At 36.7% G+C, this 21,436-nt stretch carries 17 protein-coding genes; 8 read left to right on the forward strand and 9 right to left on the reverse strand.

The genetic code is table 11. From position 1 onward, the window contains the following. Positions 1 to 214: 214 nt before the first annotated feature. Together V0410_RS00220 and V0410_RS00225 are read right to left on the reverse strand one after the other, a co-directional pair. A complete protein-coding gene (locus V0410_RS00220; RefSeq protein WP_330745811.1) occupies positions 215 to 820 on the reverse strand; it encodes a hypothetical protein in 606 nt (201 codons plus the stop codon). A 37-nt stretch (positions 821 to 857) separates the two neighbouring features. After that, positions 858 to 1,262 (reverse strand): hypothetical protein, encoded by a 405-nt coding sequence (locus V0410_RS00225; RefSeq protein WP_330745812.1) that lies wholly within the window; start codon positions 1,260 to 1,262, stop codon positions 858 to 860. Positions 1,263 to 1,484: 222 nt separating this feature from the next. Here V0410_RS00225 and V0410_RS00230 point away from each other — a divergent pair, with 222 nt between their 5' ends. Further along, positions 1,485 to 4,019 (forward strand): phosphoenolpyruvate carboxylase, encoded by a 2,535-nt coding sequence (locus V0410_RS00230; protein WP_330745813.1) that lies wholly within the window; start codon positions 1,485 to 1,487, stop codon positions 4,017 to 4,019. Positions 4,020 to 4,226: 207 nt separating this feature from the next. Here the strand turns inward: V0410_RS00230 and V0410_RS00235 are convergent, their stop codons facing one another. After that, positions 4,227 to 5,828: a S8/S53 family peptidase gene (locus tag V0410_RS00235; RefSeq protein ID WP_330745814.1), complete on the reverse strand. Its 1,602-nt coding sequence runs from the start codon at positions 5,826 to 5,828 to the stop codon at positions 4,227 to 4,229. Positions 5,829 to 5,916: 88 nt separating this feature from the next. On the opposite strand from V0410_RS00235, the gene V0410_RS00240 reads away from it, so the two are divergent. The 4 genes from V0410_RS00240 to V0410_RS00255 all read left to right on the forward strand — a co-directional run bounded on the left by V0410_RS00240 (position 5,917) and on the right by V0410_RS00255 (position 9,071). After that, positions 5,917 to 7,041 (forward strand): DegT/DnrJ/EryC1/StrS family aminotransferase, encoded by a 1,125-nt coding sequence (locus tag V0410_RS00240; protein WP_330745815.1) that lies wholly within the window; start codon positions 5,917 to 5,919, stop codon positions 7,039 to 7,041. 3 nt (positions 7,042 to 7,044) lie between these two features. Then, the gene (locus V0410_RS00245) at positions 7,045 to 7,455 is read left to right on the forward strand and encodes a hypothetical protein (RefSeq protein ID WP_330745816.1); all 411 of its coding nucleotides are present in this window, start codon (positions 7,045 to 7,047) and stop codon (positions 7,453 to 7,455) included. Positions 7,456 to 7,464: 9 nt separating this feature from the next. Further along, positions 7,465 to 8,487, forward strand: a complete 1,023-nt coding sequence (gene galE / locus V0410_RS00250) for a UDP-glucose 4-epimerase GalE (protein WP_330745817.1) — start codon at positions 7,465 to 7,467, stop codon at positions 8,485 to 8,487. 131 nt (positions 8,488 to 8,618) lie between these two features. After that, a complete protein-coding gene (locus V0410_RS00255; RefSeq protein ID WP_110009329.1) occupies positions 8,619 to 9,071 on the forward strand; it encodes an adenylyltransferase/cytidyltransferase family protein in 453 nt (150 codons plus the stop codon). 45 nt (positions 9,072 to 9,116) lie between these two features. Here the strand turns inward: V0410_RS00255 and V0410_RS00260 are convergent, their stop codons facing one another. The 5 genes from V0410_RS00260 to pnuC all read right to left on the reverse strand — a co-directional run bounded on the left by V0410_RS00260 (position 9,117) and on the right by pnuC (position 15,091). Further along, positions 9,117 to 11,699, reverse strand: coding sequence for a TonB-dependent receptor domain-containing protein (locus tag V0410_RS00260; RefSeq protein WP_330745818.1), 2,583 nt, complete (start codon positions 11,697 to 11,699; stop codon positions 9,117 to 9,119). Between the two features lie 132 nt (positions 11,700 to 11,831). Beyond that, positions 11,832 to 12,857: an endolytic transglycosylase MltG gene (gene mltG, locus V0410_RS00265; RefSeq protein WP_110011140.1), complete on the reverse strand. Its 1,026-nt coding sequence runs from the start codon at positions 12,855 to 12,857 to the stop codon at positions 11,832 to 11,834. A 29-nt stretch (positions 12,858 to 12,886) separates the two neighbouring features. Further along, positions 12,887 to 13,654, reverse strand: a complete 768-nt coding sequence (gene dapF / locus V0410_RS00270) for a diaminopimelate epimerase (protein WP_330745819.1) — start codon at positions 13,652 to 13,654, stop codon at positions 12,887 to 12,889. An 89-nt stretch (positions 13,655 to 13,743) separates the two neighbouring features. Beyond that, a complete protein-coding gene (locus V0410_RS00275) occupies positions 13,744 to 14,415 on the reverse strand; it encodes a hypothetical protein (RefSeq protein ID WP_330745820.1) in 672 nt (223 codons plus the stop codon). 4 nt (positions 14,416 to 14,419) lie between these two features. Continuing rightward, the gene (gene pnuC / locus V0410_RS00280; RefSeq protein WP_330745821.1) at positions 14,420 to 15,091 is read right to left on the reverse strand and encodes a nicotinamide riboside transporter PnuC; all 672 of its coding nucleotides are present in this window, start codon (positions 15,089 to 15,091) and stop codon (positions 14,420 to 14,422) included. A 449-nt stretch (positions 15,092 to 15,540) separates the two neighbouring features. Here pnuC and V0410_RS00285 point away from each other — a divergent pair, with 449 nt between their 5' ends. The 3 genes from V0410_RS00285 (at position 15,541) to hemN (ending at position 19,655) form a co-directional block, all read left to right on the forward strand. Then, positions 15,541 to 17,058, forward strand: a complete 1,518-nt coding sequence (locus tag V0410_RS00285; protein ID WP_110011136.1) for an amino acid permease — start codon at positions 15,541 to 15,543, stop codon at positions 17,056 to 17,058. A gap of 48 nt (positions 17,059 to 17,106) precedes the next feature. Continuing rightward, the gene (locus tag V0410_RS00290; protein WP_330745822.1) at positions 17,107 to 18,120 is read left to right on the forward strand and encodes a WD40/YVTN/BNR-like repeat-containing protein; all 1,014 of its coding nucleotides are present in this window, start codon (positions 17,107 to 17,109) and stop codon (positions 18,118 to 18,120) included. Between the two features lie 176 nt (positions 18,121 to 18,296). Beyond that, positions 18,297 to 19,655 carry an oxygen-independent coproporphyrinogen III oxidase gene (gene hemN, locus V0410_RS00295; protein WP_330745823.1) on the forward strand — a complete coding sequence of 453 codons (1,359 nt, stop codon included), beginning with the start codon at positions 18,297 to 18,299 and terminating at the stop codon, positions 19,653 to 19,655. A gap of 297 nt (positions 19,656 to 19,952) precedes the next feature. On the opposite strand, the gene V0410_RS00300 is transcribed toward hemN, so the two are convergent. Further along, on the reverse strand, positions 19,953 to 21,320 hold the full coding sequence (locus tag V0410_RS00300) for a PQQ-dependent sugar dehydrogenase (protein ID WP_330745824.1): 1,368 nt from the start codon (positions 21,318 to 21,320) through the stop codon (positions 19,953 to 19,955). Positions 21,321 to 21,436: the final 116 nt, after the last annotated feature.

Below are 21,436 nucleotides of genomic sequence, written 5' to 3' on the forward strand. Positions count from 1 at the left end.
GTGAAGAGCATAAGAATAATTAAGATTCATCTTAGATGAAGAAAAAAATCTTGCTAAAAAATAGCTTTAGCTATTCCCTTAACTATCCTTATCAACTTAAAAAATCTTAATGGTTTACATTAGCAGTTTGTAAATTTTATCGCAGATAAAATCCTCGCGCCTTAAAGCTGTATGTTGATAAATTAATTTGCGCCTTGGCGTTTTTTTAATTCAGTTACAAAGAAGTACAGTTTTCATCCTTGGCATAAACTCCATTGCTTTTTGCCTCCATTTTTCCTGTCTTTCTGTTGATTTTAACCCAAAAAGATTCTTTCACAGCGGGACAACCCTTAGATTGCATAAGGTACATTGAAATATGACGGTCTTCAATTTTATATGATCCGGTAAAGTGATTGCCTGTATCCACAGAATACCCATATGTTTTAGCCAGTAAAATAGCCTCCGGAAGATTGTCTACTGTTCCGATAAAATCTCTCAGTTGCTGTTCATTGGAAAAATATACTGATCTTTCATTCTTACACGCCAGAATGTATGAAAAACAGTTGTTCCCGATACATTTCTGGAAAAAGCCTCTTTCAGGAACAGGTTCATTGATGGTCATAAAATCAGGAGCCTGGCTTTCATAGATAATTGCTTTTTCATAATCCATATCATTGCTGAGAACACGCCAGTATGCATACCCTTTATCAGGAATAATGAAAGGGTAGAGGTATTCTGCAGTATCAAGAATATCGGGAATTTTTTTATAATCATCGGGAACCTTGATCTGGCTGTAAAGCAGATTGGAGAGAATCAGGGAAAATGCGATGATTACTTTCATAAAGAGTGGGTTTCCGGTGCAAATGTAAGAAAGAGAATTATTCCAGTACAATTTTATAATATCCTTTTTCAGCAGTTACATCAATATCTATACCTGTAAACGTTAATTTATTAATTTGATAGCCATCACAGCCTCCATTAAACTCCGATGACTGGATGGAAAAGTCGATATCTTTAATATTAGAATAAAATTTGTAATTTTTTGTTCCGTTAAAAGCACCTACATTTTCTAAAAGAATTCTGTTCTCGGATGTTTTGGATAATTGTACACCAACATTATTTTCATCCTGAACAGAATACGTTGTTAATGTTCCATTGGTGATAAGATTTTCATTATTGGAATTGACGAACTCAAAAATGACTGGTAATGGTGGATTGTAACAATCTTTTTCACATGAGATGAAAAGAAGGGCTACGAGTAAAAAAGTAAATATTTTTTTCATGGATTATGGATAGCGTTGAAAGTAAAGTTAATCAAAATTATATTAATCCTGAATGAGTAAAACAGATTTCTATGAATTTAAAACTGCACAAATATTTATAATTAATCGTTCGTTTATTCTGAAAAGTACTTATAAAATGTAAATATCTTTTTTTTGATTTTCGTACTTAATTTTTGCCATTTGTCAACTCAACTAATTTGAAAATCGCTTACATTTGTTAGTATGATACATGACCAACGCGCAGAAAAATTCAGGCAGATTGTGGAAAATAAGTTCCAGATCTATAATTCATTATTTATGAGCCTGCCTTATGATAAAATGACGAATATCGGAATGCTGCTTCCATTTCTTTATGAGGAAAGCAGGACCGGCTATGAAGCAGGAAAAACTCCTGAAAATATCGTCGAAGAATTCTTTAAAAACCATACCGATCTTCAGACGGAAGAGCAGAAACTGGAATTGCTTTTCAAGATCATACAATATATAGAAAGACAGGTTGTTTTGTTTGACAGTATTGAGGATGCTGCATTTCCTAATCTTCATTCAGAAAGTGATAATGGAACAGTAACCAATCTTTTTGAACGTTCTTTTCAGGATCATAAAATTGAAAAAGTACGCGAGAAATTAAAGGACTTTAGCGTTAAGGTCGTATTTACGGCACACCCGACTCAGTTTTATCCAAGTTCGGTACAAAGAATTATTCAGGATCTGAGAGGGGCTATTACCAGTGACTCGGTGACGCAGATTGATATGCTCCTGCAGCAGCTGGGGAAAACTCCTTTTGTCAATAAAGAAAAACCTACTCCGATAGATGAAGCGCTGAGCATTATTTCTTACCTGAGATATGTATATTATGATACCATTGGCGAATTGTTTACGAAGATCAAAAAGACTTTCGGAAACGGTCATTTTCATCTTCATGAAGATATTATCCAGCTTGGTTTCTGGCCGGGAGGAGACAGGGACGGAAATCCTTTTGTAACTGCGGAAGTAACGAGAAGAGTAGCGGAAGAACTTCGTTCAGCGATTCTGAAATCATACTACAGCCATTTGAAATTTATCAGGAGAAGATTGAGTTTCAGAGGTGTTTCTGAAGTCTTAACCCAATTAAGTGAAGAATTGTACGCAGCCATTTTTGACGGAAAGAGCATTAAAGCAGAAGATATTTTAAATAAAGCTGCTGAGGCAGAAAAAATATTGGTCAACGAACATAACTCTTTGTTTTTAGATCTTTTGGTGAATTTCAGGGATCGTGTGATGATCTTCGGAACTCACTTTGCTACGCTGGATATCCGCCAGGACAGCAGAATTCATCAGAAAGTGATTGATGAGGTTTATGCGAAAGTATACGGAAATGAAGAGGCTGATTACGAACAGAAATTCAATAAGCTTATTCAGATTTCAGAAACGGTAGCTGCCGAAGATTTTGAAGACATTGTGAAAGATACTTTGTTAACGGTTTCACAGGTTAAGGATATCCAGCATCTGAACGGATTAAGAGGAATGAACCGCTATATTATTTCCAATTCTGATGCCGTAAAGGATGTTATGAATGTATATGCCTTCTTTAAAATCTGCGGTTATCAGGATGAAGCGATCAATATGGATATTGTTCCGCTTTTTGAAACCATGGAAGGACTTGCCAATGCAGAAAATGTAATGAATGAGCTATATCATAATCCTGTTTATAAAAAGCATCTTGAAAAAAGAGGAAATCAGCAGACGATTATGCTTGGATTCTCTGATGGAACCAAAGACGGAGGTTATTTAAAAGCCAACTGGGAAATTTATAAAGCCAAAGAAGTACTGACAAAACTTTCCGAGCAGAATAATATCAAAGTCGTATTTTTCGATGGCAGAGGAGGCCCGCCGGCAAGAGGAGGTGGAAAAACCCACGATTTCTATGCTTCCCAGGGGAAAACGATTGCCAATAATAAGATTGAATTAACCATTCAGGGGCAGACGATTACCAGTATTTTTGGAAACAAAGAGCAGGCAAAATACAACTTTGAACAGCTTCTGACCGCTGGTGTTGAAAATGATGTATTCAAAAATTCTAAAAAAGAACTTACTGAAAAAGAAAGAGCTTTGATTATTGAGTTGGCGGATATCAGCTATAAAAAATATTCAGATCTGAAAGCGCACCCTATGTTTGTTCCTTACCTTCAGGAAATGAGTACACTGGAATACTACGGAAAAACGAATATCGGAAGCCGTCCATCCAAAAGGGGAAATGGCAGCGAACTGAAATTTGAAGATCTGAGAGCCATACCGTTTGTAGGATCATGGTCGCAACTGAAGCAAAACGTACCAGGGTTCTTCGGTTTTGGATATGCGATGCAAAAGATGAAAGAACAGGGGAGATTTGAAGAAGTAAGAGAGCTGTATAAAGGTTCAGATTTCTTTAAAACTTTAGTTCTGAACTCCATGATGAGTATGAACAAGTCTTACTTCCCATTGACTTACTATATCAAAAATAATCCGAAGTTCGGTGCTTTCTGGAATGTGCTTTTTGATGAATATGAGCTTTCCAGAGATATTATGCTGGAACTGACAGGATTTAAAATGCTTCAGGAAGAAGATCCGTTATCCAGAAAATCTGTGAAGATCCGTGAAAAGATTGTACTTCCGTTGTTAAGTATTCAGCAATATGCCTTAATGAAAATCCAGAAAGGAGAAGGAAATAAAGAAGCGTATGAAAAGCTGGTGACCCGTTCTTTATTTGGGAATATTAATGCCAGCAGAAATTCGGCATAAGCTATTTTTAAAACAAGAATGATCATAACGAAATGATAATCCATATCAATAGAAACGGGCTTTAGCCCGTTTTTTTATTATAAACCATTCAATGAGCTTTAGCTCAAATTTATTTTGTAGTAAGACCCAAAATAGTAATATATCTCCCACAGATTGCACAGATGTTTATGTTGTAATCAATCTGCACAATCTGAGGGAAATAAAAAATTACTCTTTTAAGAATTTTTCGTAGAAAACCTTGTCCTTCATCTGAATCTTCAGATAATAAGTTCCTTTGGAAAAATCTTCCACTTTTATTGATTTCTGGTTGTTGCTTTTTCTGATGAGTCTTCCCAGGTTATCATATATTTCTAACGTCTGAACTTCTTGCTCTGACGCAATATTCAGGATGTTTTTTGCAGGATTCGGGAATATGGAGAACCTGTCTTTTTTTACAGTTTCAGAAGTATTCAGAACAAGATTATATAAACTTCCGAAATTAAGAATACCATATCCCATCTGATCGGTATGGGAAGGATATAGTGAAGCCGTTTGTCTCAGCTTTGCTCTCATCTGCTCTCTGTTCATCGCTGGAAATGCCTGAATAAGACATGCAACACCGCCGGCAGCAATAGGAGTAGCAATTGAAGTTCCATTCACAATTAAGGTAGCATTATCATAAACGGTTGTCGTACCGGTTCCCTGGGTACTTCCGTCCGGTTTTACCACCCCGAGAGCATTAGGTCCGAAAGAAGAAATAGCTGAAGCATTTCCGGCTGAATCTACAGATCCGATAGAAAATACTTTAGCGTTATCAGCCGGAGTCATAAGGTAATGCCACGGCTGTTGTCCGGCGTTACCGGCAGCGGCAAGGACAAAAATACCCTTTTCAGCAGCAATACCGGCTCCGCGGGCAATGAAGGACGTGTTACCATCCATATTGGCATACGTATAATTGTAACGGCTTTCATCAAAAACATTATATCCCAATGATGAGGTGATAATGTCAACCCCTTTACGGTCTGCTTCCTCAGCTGCCTCAATCCAGTATAGCTCTTCTTCGGGAATTTCTACAGCCGCATTTTCACTGCGGTAAAGATAAAAATCAGCATCCGGTGCCGCTCCTACAAAAACATTCTGTAGATATCCTCCTATAACTCCTAACACAACAGAGCCATGTGTGCTGAGTGAAGTATTATAAATATCTCCGGTTTTGGTAACAAAATCATAGGAAGCTTTGATGTGATTATTGGTCCATAATCTTGCAAAAGCAGTTCCTGTATTCACCGTTGGGAATCCGGCATCAATCACCGCTATGGAAACTCCTGTTCCTGTATAGCCTGCCAGATGAAGCGGGCGGATATTCACCTGGTCTATTTGTCCGGCTCCGGAACCGTAATTAAAATTGGTAAGTGTTTTATTGATGCTGGCATCGTCCTTCCATTTTCCTGGTGTTGTTTTCACAGTAGTAGAGCTGTTTCTAGCAAAACTTTCAACAGATGAAACATAAGTTTGAGCCTGAAGTAATGTTTTTTGTACAGGAGTGGCATTGACTGCCGCACCATTAAGCCATTTTGAATAATCGGTCACAACAAATCCTAGATTTTGAAGATTCTGAAGGTAAGACTGTTCAATAGGGGCATCCTGATCATTAAGCGGAATTCCCAGCGCAGTGCGTCTGTTGAGTGATTTCTGGCTGAGTTCTGACAGCGGATTGGCGTAAAAAGCAGTTTTATTAGGCTTATCCGTGAAGTAAACAAAAACGAGCTCCGTTTGTGCGGAAATGGTTAGGTAACCTGTTAGGAAACAAAAGAGTAAAAGTTTTTTCATAAAATTTATTTGTATAAAGATAAAAACAAAATCAATAAAATTTTTGATAGGATTTTAAATTCCTTATTTTTACAGAAATATTTAGTATATGAAAAAAATTCAGATGGTTGATTTGCAAAGTCAGTATTACAAAATAAAGAATGATGTAGACAATGCAGTTTTGAATGTAATGGATTCTGCGGCATTTATTAACGGTCCTGAAGTAAAGTCTTTCCAGAATGAATTGGAGTCTTATTTAGACGTAAAACATGTGATTCCGTGTGCCAATGGTACAGATGCATTACAGATTGCCCTGATGGCTTTGGACCTGAAAGAAGGAGACGAAATTATCACGGCTGATTTTACTTTTGCTGCAACAGTAGAAGTAATTCATTTGCTTAAATTAAAGTCTGTATTGGTAGATGTAGATTATGATACATTCACAATCTCTACAGAACAGATTAAAAAAGCAATTACGCCCAAAACAAAAGCAATTATTCCGGTACATATTTTCGGACAGTGTGCCAATATGGAAGAAATTTTAAAAATTGCTGAAGAGCATAATTTATATGTTATTGAAGATAATGCCCAGGCAATCGGTTCAGAATATACTTTCTCCGACGGAACAGTAAAACAGGCAGGAACAATGGCAACAGTGGGAACAACTTCTTTCTTTCCTTCCAAAAACCTGGGATGCTACGGAGACGGAGGTGCCATTTTTACCAATAATGATGAATTAGCTCACCGTTTAAGAGGAATTGTAAACCACGGAATGTATGAAAGATATTACCATGACGAGGTAGGGGTAAACTCACGTCTGGACAGCATTCAGGCCGCAGTTTTAAGAAAAAAACTTCCTCACCTGGATTCTTACAACGAAGCAAGAAGAAAAGCAGCAGATTTCTATGATGAAGCATTTGCTGGTCATCCGAATATCCTGACTCCAAAAAGAGCGGAAAACTCTACTCACGTATTCCACCAGTATACGTTAAGAATTCTGAACGGAAAGCGTAATGAGCTTCAGAAGTTTTTATCAGAAAAAGATATTCCTGCAATGATCTATTATCCGGTAGCATTAAGAAAGCAAAAAGCGTACTTCCAGGAAAGTAATGCTGCAGATTTTGTGAATACAGATAAGCTTTTGGATCAGGTAATTTCTTTACCAATGCATACGGAATTAGACGAAGAGCAGCTGAAGTATATTACGGATGCAGTGCTTGAGTTTATGGGATAATTAATGAAAAGAAAGATATTTAAATATAAGCTGGTATACTATATAGCGGTAATAACCAGCTTACTACTTTTTATAATATCTGCATTTTGGATTCTTGATATATTTAATGACTTTAGCCTATTTAAAATATTATTTATTGTTATTTCGTTAGTTATTAATGCATTTGCATTTGTTAATCTGATTGAAAAATATGATAAAGCAATTTTGTTTCTGAATCTCAGTTTATTATTATCCATAATTGTTTTAGGTTATCCTTTATTGTTTGGATTTTTAAACGGATATTCTGTTTTAAAACATTTTACTTTTAGATTGTTAATCATATTTATATTGTGTTTATTAATTGTAAATGTATTTAAGGTGAAAAAAAATGACGGAGTAAAGGAAATAGAACACATAGGAAAACACGAAGATTAAAAAATAAAAATGGCAATACTTGTTACCGGCGGACTTGGATATATTGGTTCTCACACAGTGGTAGAACTTATTAATAACGGCTTTGAAGTGGTTATTGTTGATGATTTATCCAATACAGAAAGGTTTATTTTAAATAATATTGAGGAAATTACGGGTAAGAAACCTGTTTTTTATCCTTTTGATCTGAGAAGAAAAGAGCTTCTTACTCAGGTTTTTGATGCTCACCAGATTGATGGTTGTATCAATTTTGCTGCCTCTAAAGCAGTAGGAGAGAGTCAGATAATACCTGTAGATTATTATGAGAATAATCTGTTTTCCTTGATTAATATTCTTCAGGAATTTAAAACAAGAAAGATCTCCAACTTTATTTTCAGCTCATCATGTACGGTATACGGACAGGCAGATGTAATGCCGATCGATGAAGATACCCCGTTGAAAACCCCTGAAAGTGTCTATGGGAAAACAAAACAAATGGGCGAACAGATCCTTATTGATTTTGCCAAAGCCTATCAAAGTAAAATATCACTGTTAAGGTATTTTAATCCAATCGGAGCACATCCTTCCGGAAAGCTGGGGGAATTGCCAATCGGGATTCCTAATAATTTAGTGCCTTATGTAATGCAGACGGCTTCAGGAGTGCGTGAGAAACTGAATATCTGGGGCGATGATTACCCTACAGAGGATGGAACTGCTGTTCGAGATTATATCTATGTTGTTGACCTGGCAAAAGCGCACGTTGCAGCATTAAAGAAACTGATAGAAGATTCTTCATCTGATGCGGTGATTGATACCTACAACCTGGGAACAGGAAAAGGTTCATCCGTACTGGAGGTGGTAAAAGCATTTGAAAAAGCCAATAATGTAGAAGTGCCCTATCAGATCTGTGCGAGAAGAGAGGGGGATATTACTATAGCATACGCCAACCCCGGAAAAGCAGAGAAAGAACTCAACTGGAAGTCTGAAACGTCTCTGGAAGAGGCTTTGAGAACAGTTTGGGAATGGCAGAAATATCTGAATACCAGAAATTCGTAAATTAGCATTGAGAAATAATTGCATCAAAACAACAATTTAAACGATCATAAAACAAATTACAAAACATTTTCCTGAAGAGTAAGTGTTATCCTAAAACATTGAATTCAGTGAAGCTTTAATTTTAAATTAGTATGAAGACACAGAGAATAGGTATTACATTTTCGTCATTTGACTTATTACATGCGGGTCACATCAAAATGCTTGAAGAAGCTAAAACGGTATGTGACTATTTAATCGTCGGACTTCAAATTGATCCGTCCCACGACCGTCCTACTAAAAATAAGCCAAGCCAGACTATTGTTGAAAGATATATTCAACTGAAAGCTGTGAATGCTGTGGATGAGATCATTCCTTATTACACGGAAGAAGACCTTTTGGATATTCTTAAATCATTTGTAATTGATGTAAGAATCATAGGAGATGATTATATGGACAAAGACTTTACAGGTAAAAAATACTGTGAAGAAAAAGGAATTGAAATTTTTTTCAACAAGAGAGACCATAGGTTTTCCACCAGTGATCTGAGAAGAAGGATCTATGAAGCTGAAAAAGAAAAATATTCGAAAGCAGAACCTGTAAAATAACAGAAATAAAAAATCCCGAAAGTAACTTTCGGGATTTTTGTTGTATTACATTGGGCCGCCTTGTTCTTCGTCGCCTTTTGTATTGGAATTAATATCTTTTTTAATTTTAGGTTTGGCATCAATTTTTTCACCTTGCTTGAATTTATAAGTGAAGGATAAAGCAAATTGTCTTGGCTGCCATTGCATTTCCATTTCTCGGGTAAACTGAGCATTATCGGAGAAGTTTTTCATTTTTCTGGTATTAAAGATATCTCTGATATTGAATCCTATAATTCCATTACCTTTCCAGATGGTCTGGCTTACACCTAAATCTATACCATACATTGCCTTTCTGTTATTCATAGCCGTTTTCTCAGCAGCTCTGTAGAAACTTTGGACTTGAAGACTTAAGTTTTTTGTCGGTTTAAATGTATTGTTAAAACGAATTCTGTATGAGAAGCCGGAACCCGAGAAATCATTTACAGTTCGCGGATTGTCAGGGAATAGGTTAAAGCTTCCTGTATTTTTATATCCGTAAAGGTCAGCAGAAAGCATTATTTTCCACCAGCTGTAAGGATCATAAGTTCCGTTCAGATCCAAACCATAGTTGGTCTCTGTTCCTACGTTGAAAGGAATTGTGTTGACAGCTCCGGTCTCATCGATGTATTGATATCTGTTTTGTTCGTCTTCAGACTTTTTATAATACAAAGTTGGATTAAACGTGATCTTTTTGTTTGAAAGATTGTATCCAATTTCGAAAGAGTTTTCATACGTCGGATTAAGATCTGGGTTTCCTCTGAAGTAGTTTCTGTCATCATCAAAAGACATAAAAGGTATCAGTGAGAAAGCTCTCGGACGGTTAATTCTTCTTGAATAGTTTAACAAGATCTGATTGTTCTTGGCAAGGTCATAGCTTAAAAATACAGATGGGAAGAACTTTGTATAGTTTTTATTAACTTCCGGAGTATTGGCCGGATTTCCGTTAACATCAAAATTCTGAAAGTTAACGTCAATTTTTGAAGTCTCACTTCTTAATCCTAACTGATAAGCAAATTTTTCTCCAATCTTACTTTTAAACTGTGCGTACACTCCAAGAATATTTTCAGAATATACCGTGTTACTTGTAAAATCAAATCTTGTAAAGTAAGGCTGTCCGTTATTACTTTGGTCTACAAAATAATCGTATGTGTTTCTGTTATAATCATAACGTGCTCCGGCTTCTAATTTTGACTTTTCACCTATAGGAAGTTCGTAATCAATTTTTCCAATGAAGGTATCCGTTTTAGAATCTGTACTTACATTATTAATAACATTACCATTAGGCTGTAAAAGATTATTGATAAAAGTTCTCTGTATAATCTGATTGGTTCCGTCTGTCTTATTCGTCTGATAACTTGCAGATGCGGATAATAACTGTCCATTATCTCCAATTTTCTGATCAAGCCCAAGATCAAACTGAGTGGCCAGGTTTTTGTTATTTCCGTAGCTGTTTCTTTCTCTTACAACATCATTTACAGTAGAGGCATCTTTATAAACCCTTTCATTGTAAGCGTTGATTCCGGTTTGATCCGTATCAAAACTTCTGATCATTCCCGAGAAATTAATGGAAGTTTTATCGTTGAAGTCATGAGTAAAACCAGCAGTCACATTATAAGTATCACTTTCTCTGGTTGTTTTACCATTTTGTTGCGAATACTGAGTAAAAGGGAATGCGGTTGAGGCCAGGCTGCTAATATCATCCTTTCTGGTGGTTGTATTCTTCATAGTACTTTCATTCTTCTGATAACCACCTCCGCCATTTAAAAACCAGGTCCAGTTACCTTTTCTCCAGTTTAAGTTAGCGTTAAGGTTGGTTCTTGGAAGATAACCTATAGTTCCGGTTACGCTACCATTGAATCCCATTTTTTTATCCTTTTTAAGAATGATATTCAGAATACCGGCAGTTCCACTTGCCTCAAATTTAGAAGAAGGATTGGTAATTACTTCGATTCTTTCAATTTGATCAGCGGGAATACTTTGTAAAGCATTGGCGCCATCATCTATTCCAAGAAGAGAAGATGGCTTTCCGTTGATAAGAAATTTTACATTTGAATTTCCTCTCATCGAAACTGTTCCGTCCGTATCCACAGACACTGAAGGAACATTGGTTAAAACATCCTGAAGATTTCCTCCTTTGCTCACAATGTCCTGCGAAGGATCATATGTTTTCTTGTCAAGCTCTACTTTATAAGGTTTTGCTGCTGAAGCAGTAATAACAACACCCTGAATTTCTTTTGTTTTGCCATCAACCGTAGAAGAGGGCTCTGCTTCAATAGATAATGCACCGATGTTACCTGCTGTTGCAATATTTTTGCTGACTACACTTTTTTTGTAATCAATAGCTTCCACTGTAATTTCGTAATCGCCGGGCATAAGTTGCAGCTGATACTGTCCTTTTTCATCAGTCAGCACCGCATCACTTAAAGTTTTGTTGGTCTTATTGCTGAAAGTTACAGAAGCGTAAGGAACGGGTTGATTTTTTTTGTTGACAATGATTCCCGAAACTCCAGCCTTCTCCTGTGCAAAAGCCATTGCTGCCGCTGAAAGTACTAATGTAAGTCCTAAAGTTTTTCTGGTGAAAATAGTGACAATTTCTGTCTTATTCTTCATAGGTTATTTTTTTGTATAAGATCGTGAGAGAATAACCCTTAATATTTTGAATATCCATATCAATTTGATAGCCAAAACATTATGGTTGTTTATTGTTTTCTAACTGTATAAGTTTCCTGGTGCTTTCTAAGCTTATTTTATATTTTTCGAGTTAAGCCAATCCTGATAAGCCTTCGCATTTACAGCGTGTTCTTCTGCACTTGCCGTAAACTTGTGGTATCCAAATCTTGCCGGATCAGCACACATAAATATATAATTGTTGTTTTCAGCATTTAAAACAGCATCTATCGAGTTTTTATCCACTACACAGATGGGCCCCGGAGGAATACCTGCATTGGCATAAGTGTTATAAGGTGAAGGTGTCGATAAATGCTTATATAATACTCTTTTTATAGGTTCTTTAAAATTCGTCTGTTTATTAATCGCATAGATCACCGTAGGATCGGACTGAAGCTTCATTCCTTTTCTGTAACGGTTTAAATATAATCCTGCAATGGTTTTCATTTCATCCTTTTTCCCTCCTGATTCTTTATAAACAATGGAAGCTAAAGCATAGATCTGATCTCTTGTAAGCCCGGACTGCTGCTCCTTGTTCTTTCTTTCACTCGTCCAGAAATCATTATACTGATTTTCGAACTTCGCAAAAAATTCTCTCGGACTTACTGTCCAGAAAAAATTATACGTGTCGATGAAAAAATATTTTTTTAAATCTTCAACATTTTTATAGCCTTTCTCCTGTGCCACGGCATCCAGATCATTCACAAAATGTAATGAATCAATTTCCGTTTTTTTGGTCACCTTACCAATCATCTGATACATATCTCCAAAATCCCCGATTCTGTAAGAGTTGGCTGTCTGGTTACCTGCTTTGATCATATTGACAAGGTTTTTATTGCCTGTTCCGCTCTGGATGTGATAACGTCCTGCTTTGAAATTGGTATCAAGACCTTTTTCTTTAGCCACAGCTTCAAAAGATTCCCTGTCTTTAATATAAGGAGCAATAGAATCCAGGATCTGTTTAAAACCTGCTCTATGAGGAATCAGAACATAACCATCTTTTTCTACGTTGTTTCCTAAATATTTATTATAAAATCTCAAACCAAAAAATCCTGCCACTACAAAAACCAGCAGAATGATAATGAGAATAGCTTTTTTCATTCTTAAATGTTGATTAAAAGTTTTTTGTTTTAAAGAAGATCTGTTTTACCTCTAAAAACTTGCTTTGCAGGACCTTCCAGCCAAATATTCTGGAATGCATCACCGCTTTTTTCAGCATATACCTTAAGGTTACCGCCTAAAGTTTTAACTTTTACAGAGGTTAGATTATGTTTTTGCAGAAAAGTTAAAGCGGAAGCTGTAACTCCTGTTCCACAACTGTAAGTTTCGTCCTCAACGCCTCGTTCATAGGTTCTTACAAAAATTTCATTATCTGAAATTTTTTCTACAAAATTCACATTGATTCCTTTTTCTTTATATTTTTCAGAATTTCTGATGCCATATCCTTCGTCATAAACATCATAATCTTTCAGATTGTCTACATATTTTACGTAGTGTGGAGATCCGGTATTCAGCACAAAGTCATTTCCGTCCTGTGAAACGGTGTTTACATTAATCATTTTTAATTTAATGATTCCGTTATGGATTTCAGCTTCATGTTCACCATCTGTCGCAATGAATTTGCATTTGTCTTCAAAGATGTCAAGGAAAAAAGCAAAAGCGACAAGGCATCTTCCTCCGTTTCCACACATCGTACTTTCTCCGCCATCAGAATTGTAGTACACCATTTTGAAGTCATAATGAGGATCGTTTTCCAATAGAATAAGACCGTCAGCACCTATTCCGAAACGTCTGTCGCATAATTTTTCAATACTGTCTTTATCTTTGGTAAACTGCAGATCCCGGTTATCTACCATTACAAAATCATTCCCTGTTCCCTGATATTTATAAAATTCCATATTTTTTTGTTAAATGAAGAAGCAAAATTACTATATTTAAAATAAAAAACGAACAGTGTTAGCTGTTCGTTTTCTTATTTATAATCGTTTTATCTAAAGCCGCCTCCGCTGCTCTGCTGTCTGCTTGAACTGCTGCTTTGGCTGCCTGAACTATTCCTGAATCCACCGCCGGAAGATTCTGATCTGCCGCTGTTACCATTGGAGTTTCTGAACCCGCTGTTATTCTGGTTTCTCTGGCTGTTCTGATTACCATTGTTCTGGTTTCTGAATCCGCTGTTACCATTGGAATTTCTGAACCCGCTGTTATTTTGGTTACCCTGATTGTTTTGATTACCATTATTCTGGTTTCTGAATCCACTGTTGCTGTTGGAGTTTCTGTTGTTATTAAATCCTCCGTTATTGTTGTATGAACCGTTACTGTTCGTTGTACGCGTATTCTGGAATCCGTTTTCAGGTCTCGACGATGAAGAAGATCTTCTTTCTACGTATACTTTTCTTCTGGAGTTATTATAGCTATCATAGTAATAAGGAATACCATTATCATAGTAATAATTAATATTGTTTCTATAATAGTAGCCGTCATTACCCCAATATCCACCACTTCCGTAATATCCTGACGGAGCATAGTAATATCCGTTGTTATAATACGGATCTCCATACCCATAGCTTCCGTTGCTTCCGTATCCGTCGGTATATGCTAAACAAGAGGTTAAACTGGTAATAGCAAAAATACTGAATGCTATTTTAAATAAATTTTTCATGACTTTATTGTACTTTTTTTTCTTTAAAACTTTTTTTCCAATTGACATATCCTAAGATCGCCATTATAGTAAATACCAAATATTGAACCGAAGTGATTCCAAGTCCCTTAAAAATCATCATTGGGATGCAAATCAAATCTCCGATAATCCAGAAAATCCAGCTCTCAATGCGCTGTTTAGCCATCAACCACATGCCCACTAAAAATATTGAAGTTGTGAAAACATCCATCCAGTTGGCCCAATCCAGATGATACAATCCAAAACTGGTTCCTTCCATCGAAAACTGATTATCAATATAAGGTTTATAATAATAGATAAGGGTAACAAGAGCCAGACTCAGTATAAAAAGCAGGCTGGCGTAAATCCACTCTTTTTTGAAGGCCCAGGTAACATCTACATGAATATGATCTTCAGAGTTTCTGGCCCATAAAATCCATCCGTAGATACTCATTACAGTATAATAAACGTTGATCAGGCAGTCCCCGAGTAACCCGAAGTTGAAAAGAATATAAACATAGATCAGCGTAGAAACAATGCCGGTAGGATATACCCAGATATTTTTTTTAATCGAAAAATAAACACTCAGAGTTCCTAAGACGGCACCCGAAGTTTCCAGCATAATCTGTAAAGTATCATAGCCTTCATAGGGCTTTATGAAAAGATCATATAAATTCATACCATCAAAAATAGAGAAATCTTACTTTTTTTAAAGAACTTCGTTACAGTTTATCAAAAAATAGCAATGTTCCTGTAAAGTTTCCCGGTTTTTGAAGATCCAAAGGGAAGCGCTGTCTGATCAAATAATCTGCTTGTTCCTGATTCTAAGGCTATTGTCAAATCATCATCAGAACGATGTAGTTTTTTAACTATAAGCGTCATTATTTATCCCTACAAATATTTTTTTTATAAAACTACGGATTACGGCATATTTGTATTATTACTGACTTCCTGATTTTGTGGATCAAAATCAGAACGGGAAAACTTCATGTCTGTAGAATACTATGAATAAGGTGCTGGTCAGGTTTTTAAAGTCTTTAATGTAAAATAAATGATGAAATTTTAACGATTAACGTGAGAGTTTCTAAATTTTTTATATTTTCGTAAATCCTTAATAAATAAAAAAACATGTCGAAAATTTGGGTTAAAAAGCCACTAAGTGCCTATGAGGCAGATATGAAGAAAAGTGAGCTGAAAAAAGTCCTTGGAAAATGGAGTTTAACAGCAATTGGAGTAGGTGCTATCATCGGTGGTGGAATCTTTGTTCTGACCGGAACAGGAGCCTATTATCATGCAGGGCCAGCACTTGCAATTTCCTTTATTATCGCAGGGATCGCCTGCGTTTTTGCTGCATTATGCTATGCAGAGTTTGCATCCATTATTCCTGTAGAGGGTTCAGCATATGCTTATGCATACGGAACTGTAGGAGAAATTTTTGCGTGGGCCATGGGATGGTGTCTCATCCTCGAGTATGCCATGGCAAGTATGGCCGTTTCCGTGAGCTGGTCCGGATATTTTAATAAATTTTTGAAAATATTTAATATTCATCTCCCTGCTTATCTTACTTCAGATCCTGCAAGTTATACCGGAGACGGATTTTCAATGAACCTGCCTGCATTTATTCTTGTTCTTTTGATTACTGCATTATTGGTAAAAGGAACTAAAGAAGCTGCAGGAGCAAATAACCTGATCGTTTTAATGAAAACTTCAGCGGTTATCTTTGTAATTATCGCCGGAGTATATATCATTTTCTCTAATACAGATCTTTATAATGCTGTAGATGGGGTTAAAAACTGGAAACCTTTTATTCCGGATCCGATAAAGATCAAGAATTCCGAGGGCGATATGGTCTCCGCATATGGTATTAAAGGGATCATTTCCGGAGCAGCAGCTATTTTCTTTGCCTATATCGGTTTTGATGCTGTCTCTACTCAGGCAGGAGAAGCTATTAATCCTAAAAAAGATGTACCTTTCGCCATCATCGCTTCACTATTGATCTGTACAGCTTTATATATCTGTGTATCCCTTGTATTGACAGGGATGATGCATTATACAGATTTTAATCCTGAAGGAAGATATCCGGATGCCATCAAAGCGCCTGTAGCATATGCTTTTGAAATTGCAGGAAAGCACTGGGCGAGTAATATCGTAACGATTGCTGCTACTGTAGGGTTGATTTCTGTTGTAATGGTAATGATGATGGGGCAGTCCAGAATCTTCATCGGTATGGCAAAAGACGGCTTGATTCCTAAATTCTTCGGACAGCTTCACCCAAAAACAAAAACACCTTACAAAGGAATTATCCTGTTGGGAATTGTGGTGGCTTTAATCGCTGCATTTACACCAATTTCTACATTGGCAGATATGACAAGTTTCGGAACCCTGTTTGCATTTACACTGGTTTGTATCGCAGTTTGGGTAATGAGAAAGAAAGAACCTAATCTGATCAGACCTTTCAAAGTTCCTGCTTATAAAATCGTGGTGGCATTAGGGGTAATTATCAACCTATATTTGATCTTTAACCTAAGTGCTCATGCATTGGAACTTTCTGCAGTATGGTTATTCTTAGGAGGTTTGGTATACTTCCTTTACGGAAAATCAAACAGTAAGCTTAACAACCCTGAAAAATATCAGAATCAGGATTAATAATATTATAAACCGCTTCGGCGGTTTTTTTTGTCCCAATATCAGTATATGAAAAAACTTTTTTCCATTTTATTCCTATCCGTAGGTCTTGCCGCGTTTTCCCAGCAGGTAGAAAGCCTTGAAACCATTCTTAATGATAAAATCAGTATCAGAGCGCTGGAATTATATGATAACAAGGTCTGGTACAGCGGTACGGATTCCAAATTCGGGTTTGTAGATCTTAAAGACTATAAAAAACAGAAACAGATCAGGCTGTCTGAGGAAAAACTTCAGTTCAGAACATTAGCCCAGGACAAAACGTCTTTTTATGCAATCAATATTGAAAGTCCGGCACGTTTTTTCAAAATTGATAAAAAAGATCTGAAATCAGAGGTGATTTTTAAAGATACTGCAAAAACAGCGTTTTATGATGCTTTGCATTTCGTGAATGATAAACTTGCCTATACCTTCAGTGACGCAGATAAAGATCACCTGCTTAAACTGGCAGTGTATAAGGATGGGAAATGGAACATGTTTAAAAATAATGTAACGTTAAATGATGGCGAAGCTGCTTTTGCCGCCAGCAATACCAATATTTCATCCTCTAAAAAATACTTATGGATTGCGACTGGAGGAAAAGCTTCAAGAATTTTAAGAATGAATCTGAAAGATGATAAAATAGAAGTGTTCAATACCCCAATCATACAAGGAGAATCTTCTCAGGGAATGTATTCCATAGATTTTTATGAAGACCGTTTCGGAATAGCAGCAGGAGGAGATTATACCAAACAGGATGCTAATATCAATAATATCGCAACCACAATTGATGCCGGCCAGACCTGGCAGATTCAGGCTTCAGGGCAGAACGCAGGATATACAACCTGTGTGAAAATTAAACCGGGATCAAAAGGAAAAGAAATCATTGCCGTAGGAGATAAGCATATCAGCTATTCTTCAGATTTTGGAAAAACATGGACTACAATTTCTGATGAAAAAGGATTCTTTGTCTGCCAGTGGATTGATGCTAATAAAGTGGTTCTTGCAGGAAATAGCAAAATTGCGGTGATGAAATTAAAATTTTAAATATCAGGAATAGAATTTATCACTATTGGCCAAAAGCCTGATCATACGTATTTAGACTCATTATAAAATAGAACCTAATATAATTCATAGGTTAAAATTCATAACTAATGGTTAATTTTGTAAGATGAATTTTAATTATGTTAAATTTCATACCCTTATAAAATTTAATTTTCACAATGAATTCTTTAATAGATAAGTATAATATTCCCGGACCGCGTTACACTTCTTATCCTACCGTTCCGTATTGGGATGAATCAACATTTTCACCGGAAAAATGGAAGGAAACCGTAATCAGGTCTTTTCATGAAAGCAATGCAGAGGAGGGAATTTCTATTTATATCCATTTGCCATTCTGTGAGGCATTGTGTACATTTTGTGCATGCCATAAGCGTATCACCAAACAGCACAGTGTTGAAGTTCCTTATCTTGAAAGTGTTTTAAAAGAATGGAAATTATATCTTGATCTTTTCAGTGAAAGACCTAAACTGAAAGAACTACACCTTGGAGGAGGAACCCCTACGTTCTTCTCTCCTGAAAATTTAAGGACATTGCTGGAAGGTATCTTTTCATCAGTGGATATTGCAGAGCATCCTGAATTTTCTTTTGAGGGACATCCAAACAATACAACGAAAGAACATCTTCAGACTTTATACGACCTTGGTTTCAGAAGAGTGAGCTTTGGAGTTCAGGATTATGATCCTAAAGTTCAGAAAGCCATCAACAGAATCCAGCCTTTTGAAAATGTGAAAAACGTTACGGAATGGGCAAAGGAAATAGGGTACAGAGGAATCAGTCATGATCTGGTTTTCGGATTGCCACACCAGAATTGGGAAGCAATGGAACATACCATCAGAAAAACAATGGAACTGAAGCCGGACAGGTTAGCATTCTATTCTTACGCCCACGTTCCATGGGTGAAAGGTGTCGGACAAAGAGGATTTGATGAAAATGATCTTCCAAGCGGTGAAGAAAAACGCCGTTTGTATGAAGATGGGAAAAAGCTTCTTCAGGATTTAGGATATATTGAGGTTGGGATGGATCACTTCTCTCTTGAGCATGATGATCTGTATCAGTCTCTGATTCATAAAAAACTTCACAGAAATTTCATGGGATATACATCAAGCAAAACCCAGCTGATGGTAGGACTTGGAATGTCTGCTATTTCAGATTCATGGTATGCTTTTGCCCAGAATGTAAAAACAGTGGAAGAATACCAGAAAATGGTTGAAGAAGGTGAAATTCCTGTAGTAAAAGGACATGTTCTGAGCGATGAGGATCTTACGGTAAGAAGACATATTCTGAATCTGATGTGCCAGCTTGAAACCACTTTTGATATCAACAACTCTTTCCCTGAGCTTGAAAATGCACTGGAAATGCTGAAAGAGATGGAAAATGACGGTTTGGTTGAAATCAATGGAACTGAAGTTAAAATCACAGAAGCCGGAAGAGCATTCACAAGGAATGTAGCCATGGTTTTTGACCTGAGAATGATGAGAAATAAACCTGAAACAAGGATTTTCTCCATGACAATATAAGCAAAAGCGGTTCAGTTCTGAACCGCTTTTTTATTGACCCGTGGGCTTATTTTGAACTTGTTTAAATTTTTTTGAAACATTAAGATTGTCGTAAGGTGTTTAGAGTATTAAGATGAGCTTCGCTTTAAGCTTAAAAATCAGAATGATTTATCTTAACTTAACGATGCTTTACTCCTTAAATCCTTCTTAATGGTTTAAAAAATATTCAATGTTTTTGCTTAGTGAAACGCCTTTGCCACCCTTTTTTATAGAATTTAAAAGCCTTAGCGTTTCGTCTGCGCTTAAAACCTGCTATTACTATTTGATAATCAATTTCTGACTATATGATTTCAGTTCCCCGGATTTCAGATTAATATAATACACTCCGGCAGGAATCCCTGAAATATTGATGTCTTTACCATTAGAGACTTTATCCGTTTCCATCACTTTTCTTCCCTCTGCACTGATGATTTCCAGGGTTGCTTTTTTATCTTTCACCCCATCAATGAAAATTTCTTTGGAAGCCGGATTTGGATAAACTTTTATGGTTCCCGGACTACTTTCCTGGGTTCCCAAAGTACCTGTGGTTATTTTAAAAATCTTTCCACTGTTTACGGCAGCTACGTACAATCCTTTTTGGTAATCTTCTCCGAAAGTGGAAAAGTTATTTCCGGAATAAGGAGTTGTCCATGTGATGGCATTATTGCTATCCAGAATTCCGATCTGGGTAGAGCAGTAATCGGCAAAAAAATATTTTCCCTGAAGTGACGGGTACTGCGTTCCTCTGTAGACATAACCACCCGTGATGGAACATTTGCCACCGGAATGGTCGTATACGGCAACCGGGAAGGTCATGGTGGACTGTGCGGCACATCCTGCAGTATTGTACGCATTATTCCCTTCATAACATCGCCAGCCATAATTTAATCCGGCTGTAGTAATGGGCATTTTGTTGATTTCTTCTATGGCTCCCTGCCCAACATCAGCAATCATGGCGTTCCCCGTTGTAAGATCAAACGAAAACTTCCAGGCATTTCTCAGTCCGTAAGCCCAGATCTCGTCTGCACCATCCACTCCGGCTCCTGCAAAAGGATTGTCAGGGGGAATGTTATAGGGGCCTGTAGCATCTACATCTATTCTAAGCATTTTCCCCAGCAGTGAATTTTTGTTTTGAGCATTGTTATTCGGGTCACCACCGCTTCCTCCGTCTCCGGTGATAATCCAGAGTTTTCCGTCAGGGGCAAAATGGATACTTCCTCCATTGTGATTGTCGAATGGCTTGGGAATGTTCAGCAGAATTTTTTCAGAAGCGGGATCCGCTACATCCGGATTTGTTGAACTTACACTGTATCTTGCAACAATAATATTCCCAGAAGGATTGTTGTAGTACACAAAAAAATACCCGTTAGCAGAGTATTGAGGATGAAATGCAAGACCAAGAAGGCCTCTTTCGCCGCCAAAAATAATCTTTGTTCCGATATTGAGGAAATTGGTAGCGTTAATTGTCCCATTGGGTTGAATAATTTTAATGATACCGTTCTGTTGAACCACAAAAAGACGGCTGTCATTGGCATTCGTAATCTCTACAGGACTCGTCAGTCCTGTGGCAAATTCTTCCAAATTAATGCTTTGAGAATTAACAATTAAGGAAGAAAAAATACTGATGCAAAAAAGTAATTTTTTCATAATATTTTGAGAGTTAGTGTGTTGGGAAAGTAAATGAAAATTTTATACCAATCGATTTTGAAGACTTCATTATAATCGTATGAAAAAATTGTTAAATCTTAAATAGAAATCACCAC

Source organism: Chryseobacterium sp. CP-77 (assembly GCF_036362765.1).
GTDB lineage: Bacteria > Bacteroidota > Bacteroidia > Flavobacteriales > Weeksellaceae > Chryseobacterium > Chryseobacterium cupriresistens.

Coding starts and splice junctions, on each gene's coding strand:
- V0410_RS00220 (WP_330745811.1), bottom strand. CDS start 820: ATGAAAGTAATCATCGCATTTTCCCTGATTCTCTCCAATCTGCTTTAC.
- V0410_RS00225 (WP_330745812.1), bottom strand. CDS start 1,262: ATGAAAAAAATATTTACTTTTTTACTCGTAGCCCTTCTTTTCATCTCA.
- V0410_RS00230 (WP_330745813.1), top strand. CDS start 1,485: ATGATACATGACCAACGCGCAGAAAAATTCAGGCAGATTGTGGAAAAT.
- V0410_RS00235 (WP_330745814.1), bottom strand. CDS start 5,828: ATGAAAAAACTTTTACTCTTTTGTTTCCTAACAGGTTACCTAACCATT.
- V0410_RS00240 (WP_330745815.1), top strand. CDS start 5,917: ATGAAAAAAATTCAGATGGTTGATTTGCAAAGTCAGTATTACAAAATA.
- V0410_RS00245 (WP_330745816.1), top strand. CDS start 7,045: ATGAAAAGAAAGATATTTAAATATAAGCTGGTATACTATATAGCGGTA.
- galE (WP_330745817.1), top strand. CDS start 7,465: ATGGCAATACTTGTTACCGGCGGACTTGGATATATTGGTTCTCACACA.
- V0410_RS00255 (WP_110009329.1), top strand. CDS start 8,619: ATGAAGACACAGAGAATAGGTATTACATTTTCGTCATTTGACTTATTA.
- V0410_RS00260 (WP_330745818.1), bottom strand. CDS start 11,699: ATGAAGAATAAGACAGAAATTGTCACTATTTTCACCAGAAAAACTTTA.
- mltG (WP_110011140.1), bottom strand. CDS start 12,857: ATGAAAAAAGCTATTCTCATTATCATTCTGCTGGTTTTTGTAGTGGCA.
- dapF (WP_330745819.1), bottom strand. CDS start 13,654: ATGGAATTTTATAAATATCAGGGAACAGGGAATGATTTTGTAATGGTA.
- V0410_RS00275 (WP_330745820.1), bottom strand. CDS start 14,415: ATGAAAAATTTATTTAAAATAGCATTCAGTATTTTTGCTATTACCAGT.
- pnuC (WP_330745821.1), bottom strand. CDS start 15,091: ATGAATTTATATGATCTTTTCATAAAGCCCTATGAAGGCTATGATACT.
- V0410_RS00285 (WP_110011136.1), top strand. CDS start 15,541: ATGTCGAAAATTTGGGTTAAAAAGCCACTAAGTGCCTATGAGGCAGAT.
- V0410_RS00290 (WP_330745822.1), top strand. CDS start 17,107: ATGAAAAAACTTTTTTCCATTTTATTCCTATCCGTAGGTCTTGCCGCG.
- hemN (WP_330745823.1), top strand. CDS start 18,297: ATGAATTCTTTAATAGATAAGTATAATATTCCCGGACCGCGTTACACT.
- V0410_RS00300 (WP_330745824.1), bottom strand. CDS start 21,320: ATGAAAAAATTACTTTTTTGCATCAGTATTTTTTCTTCCTTAATTGTT.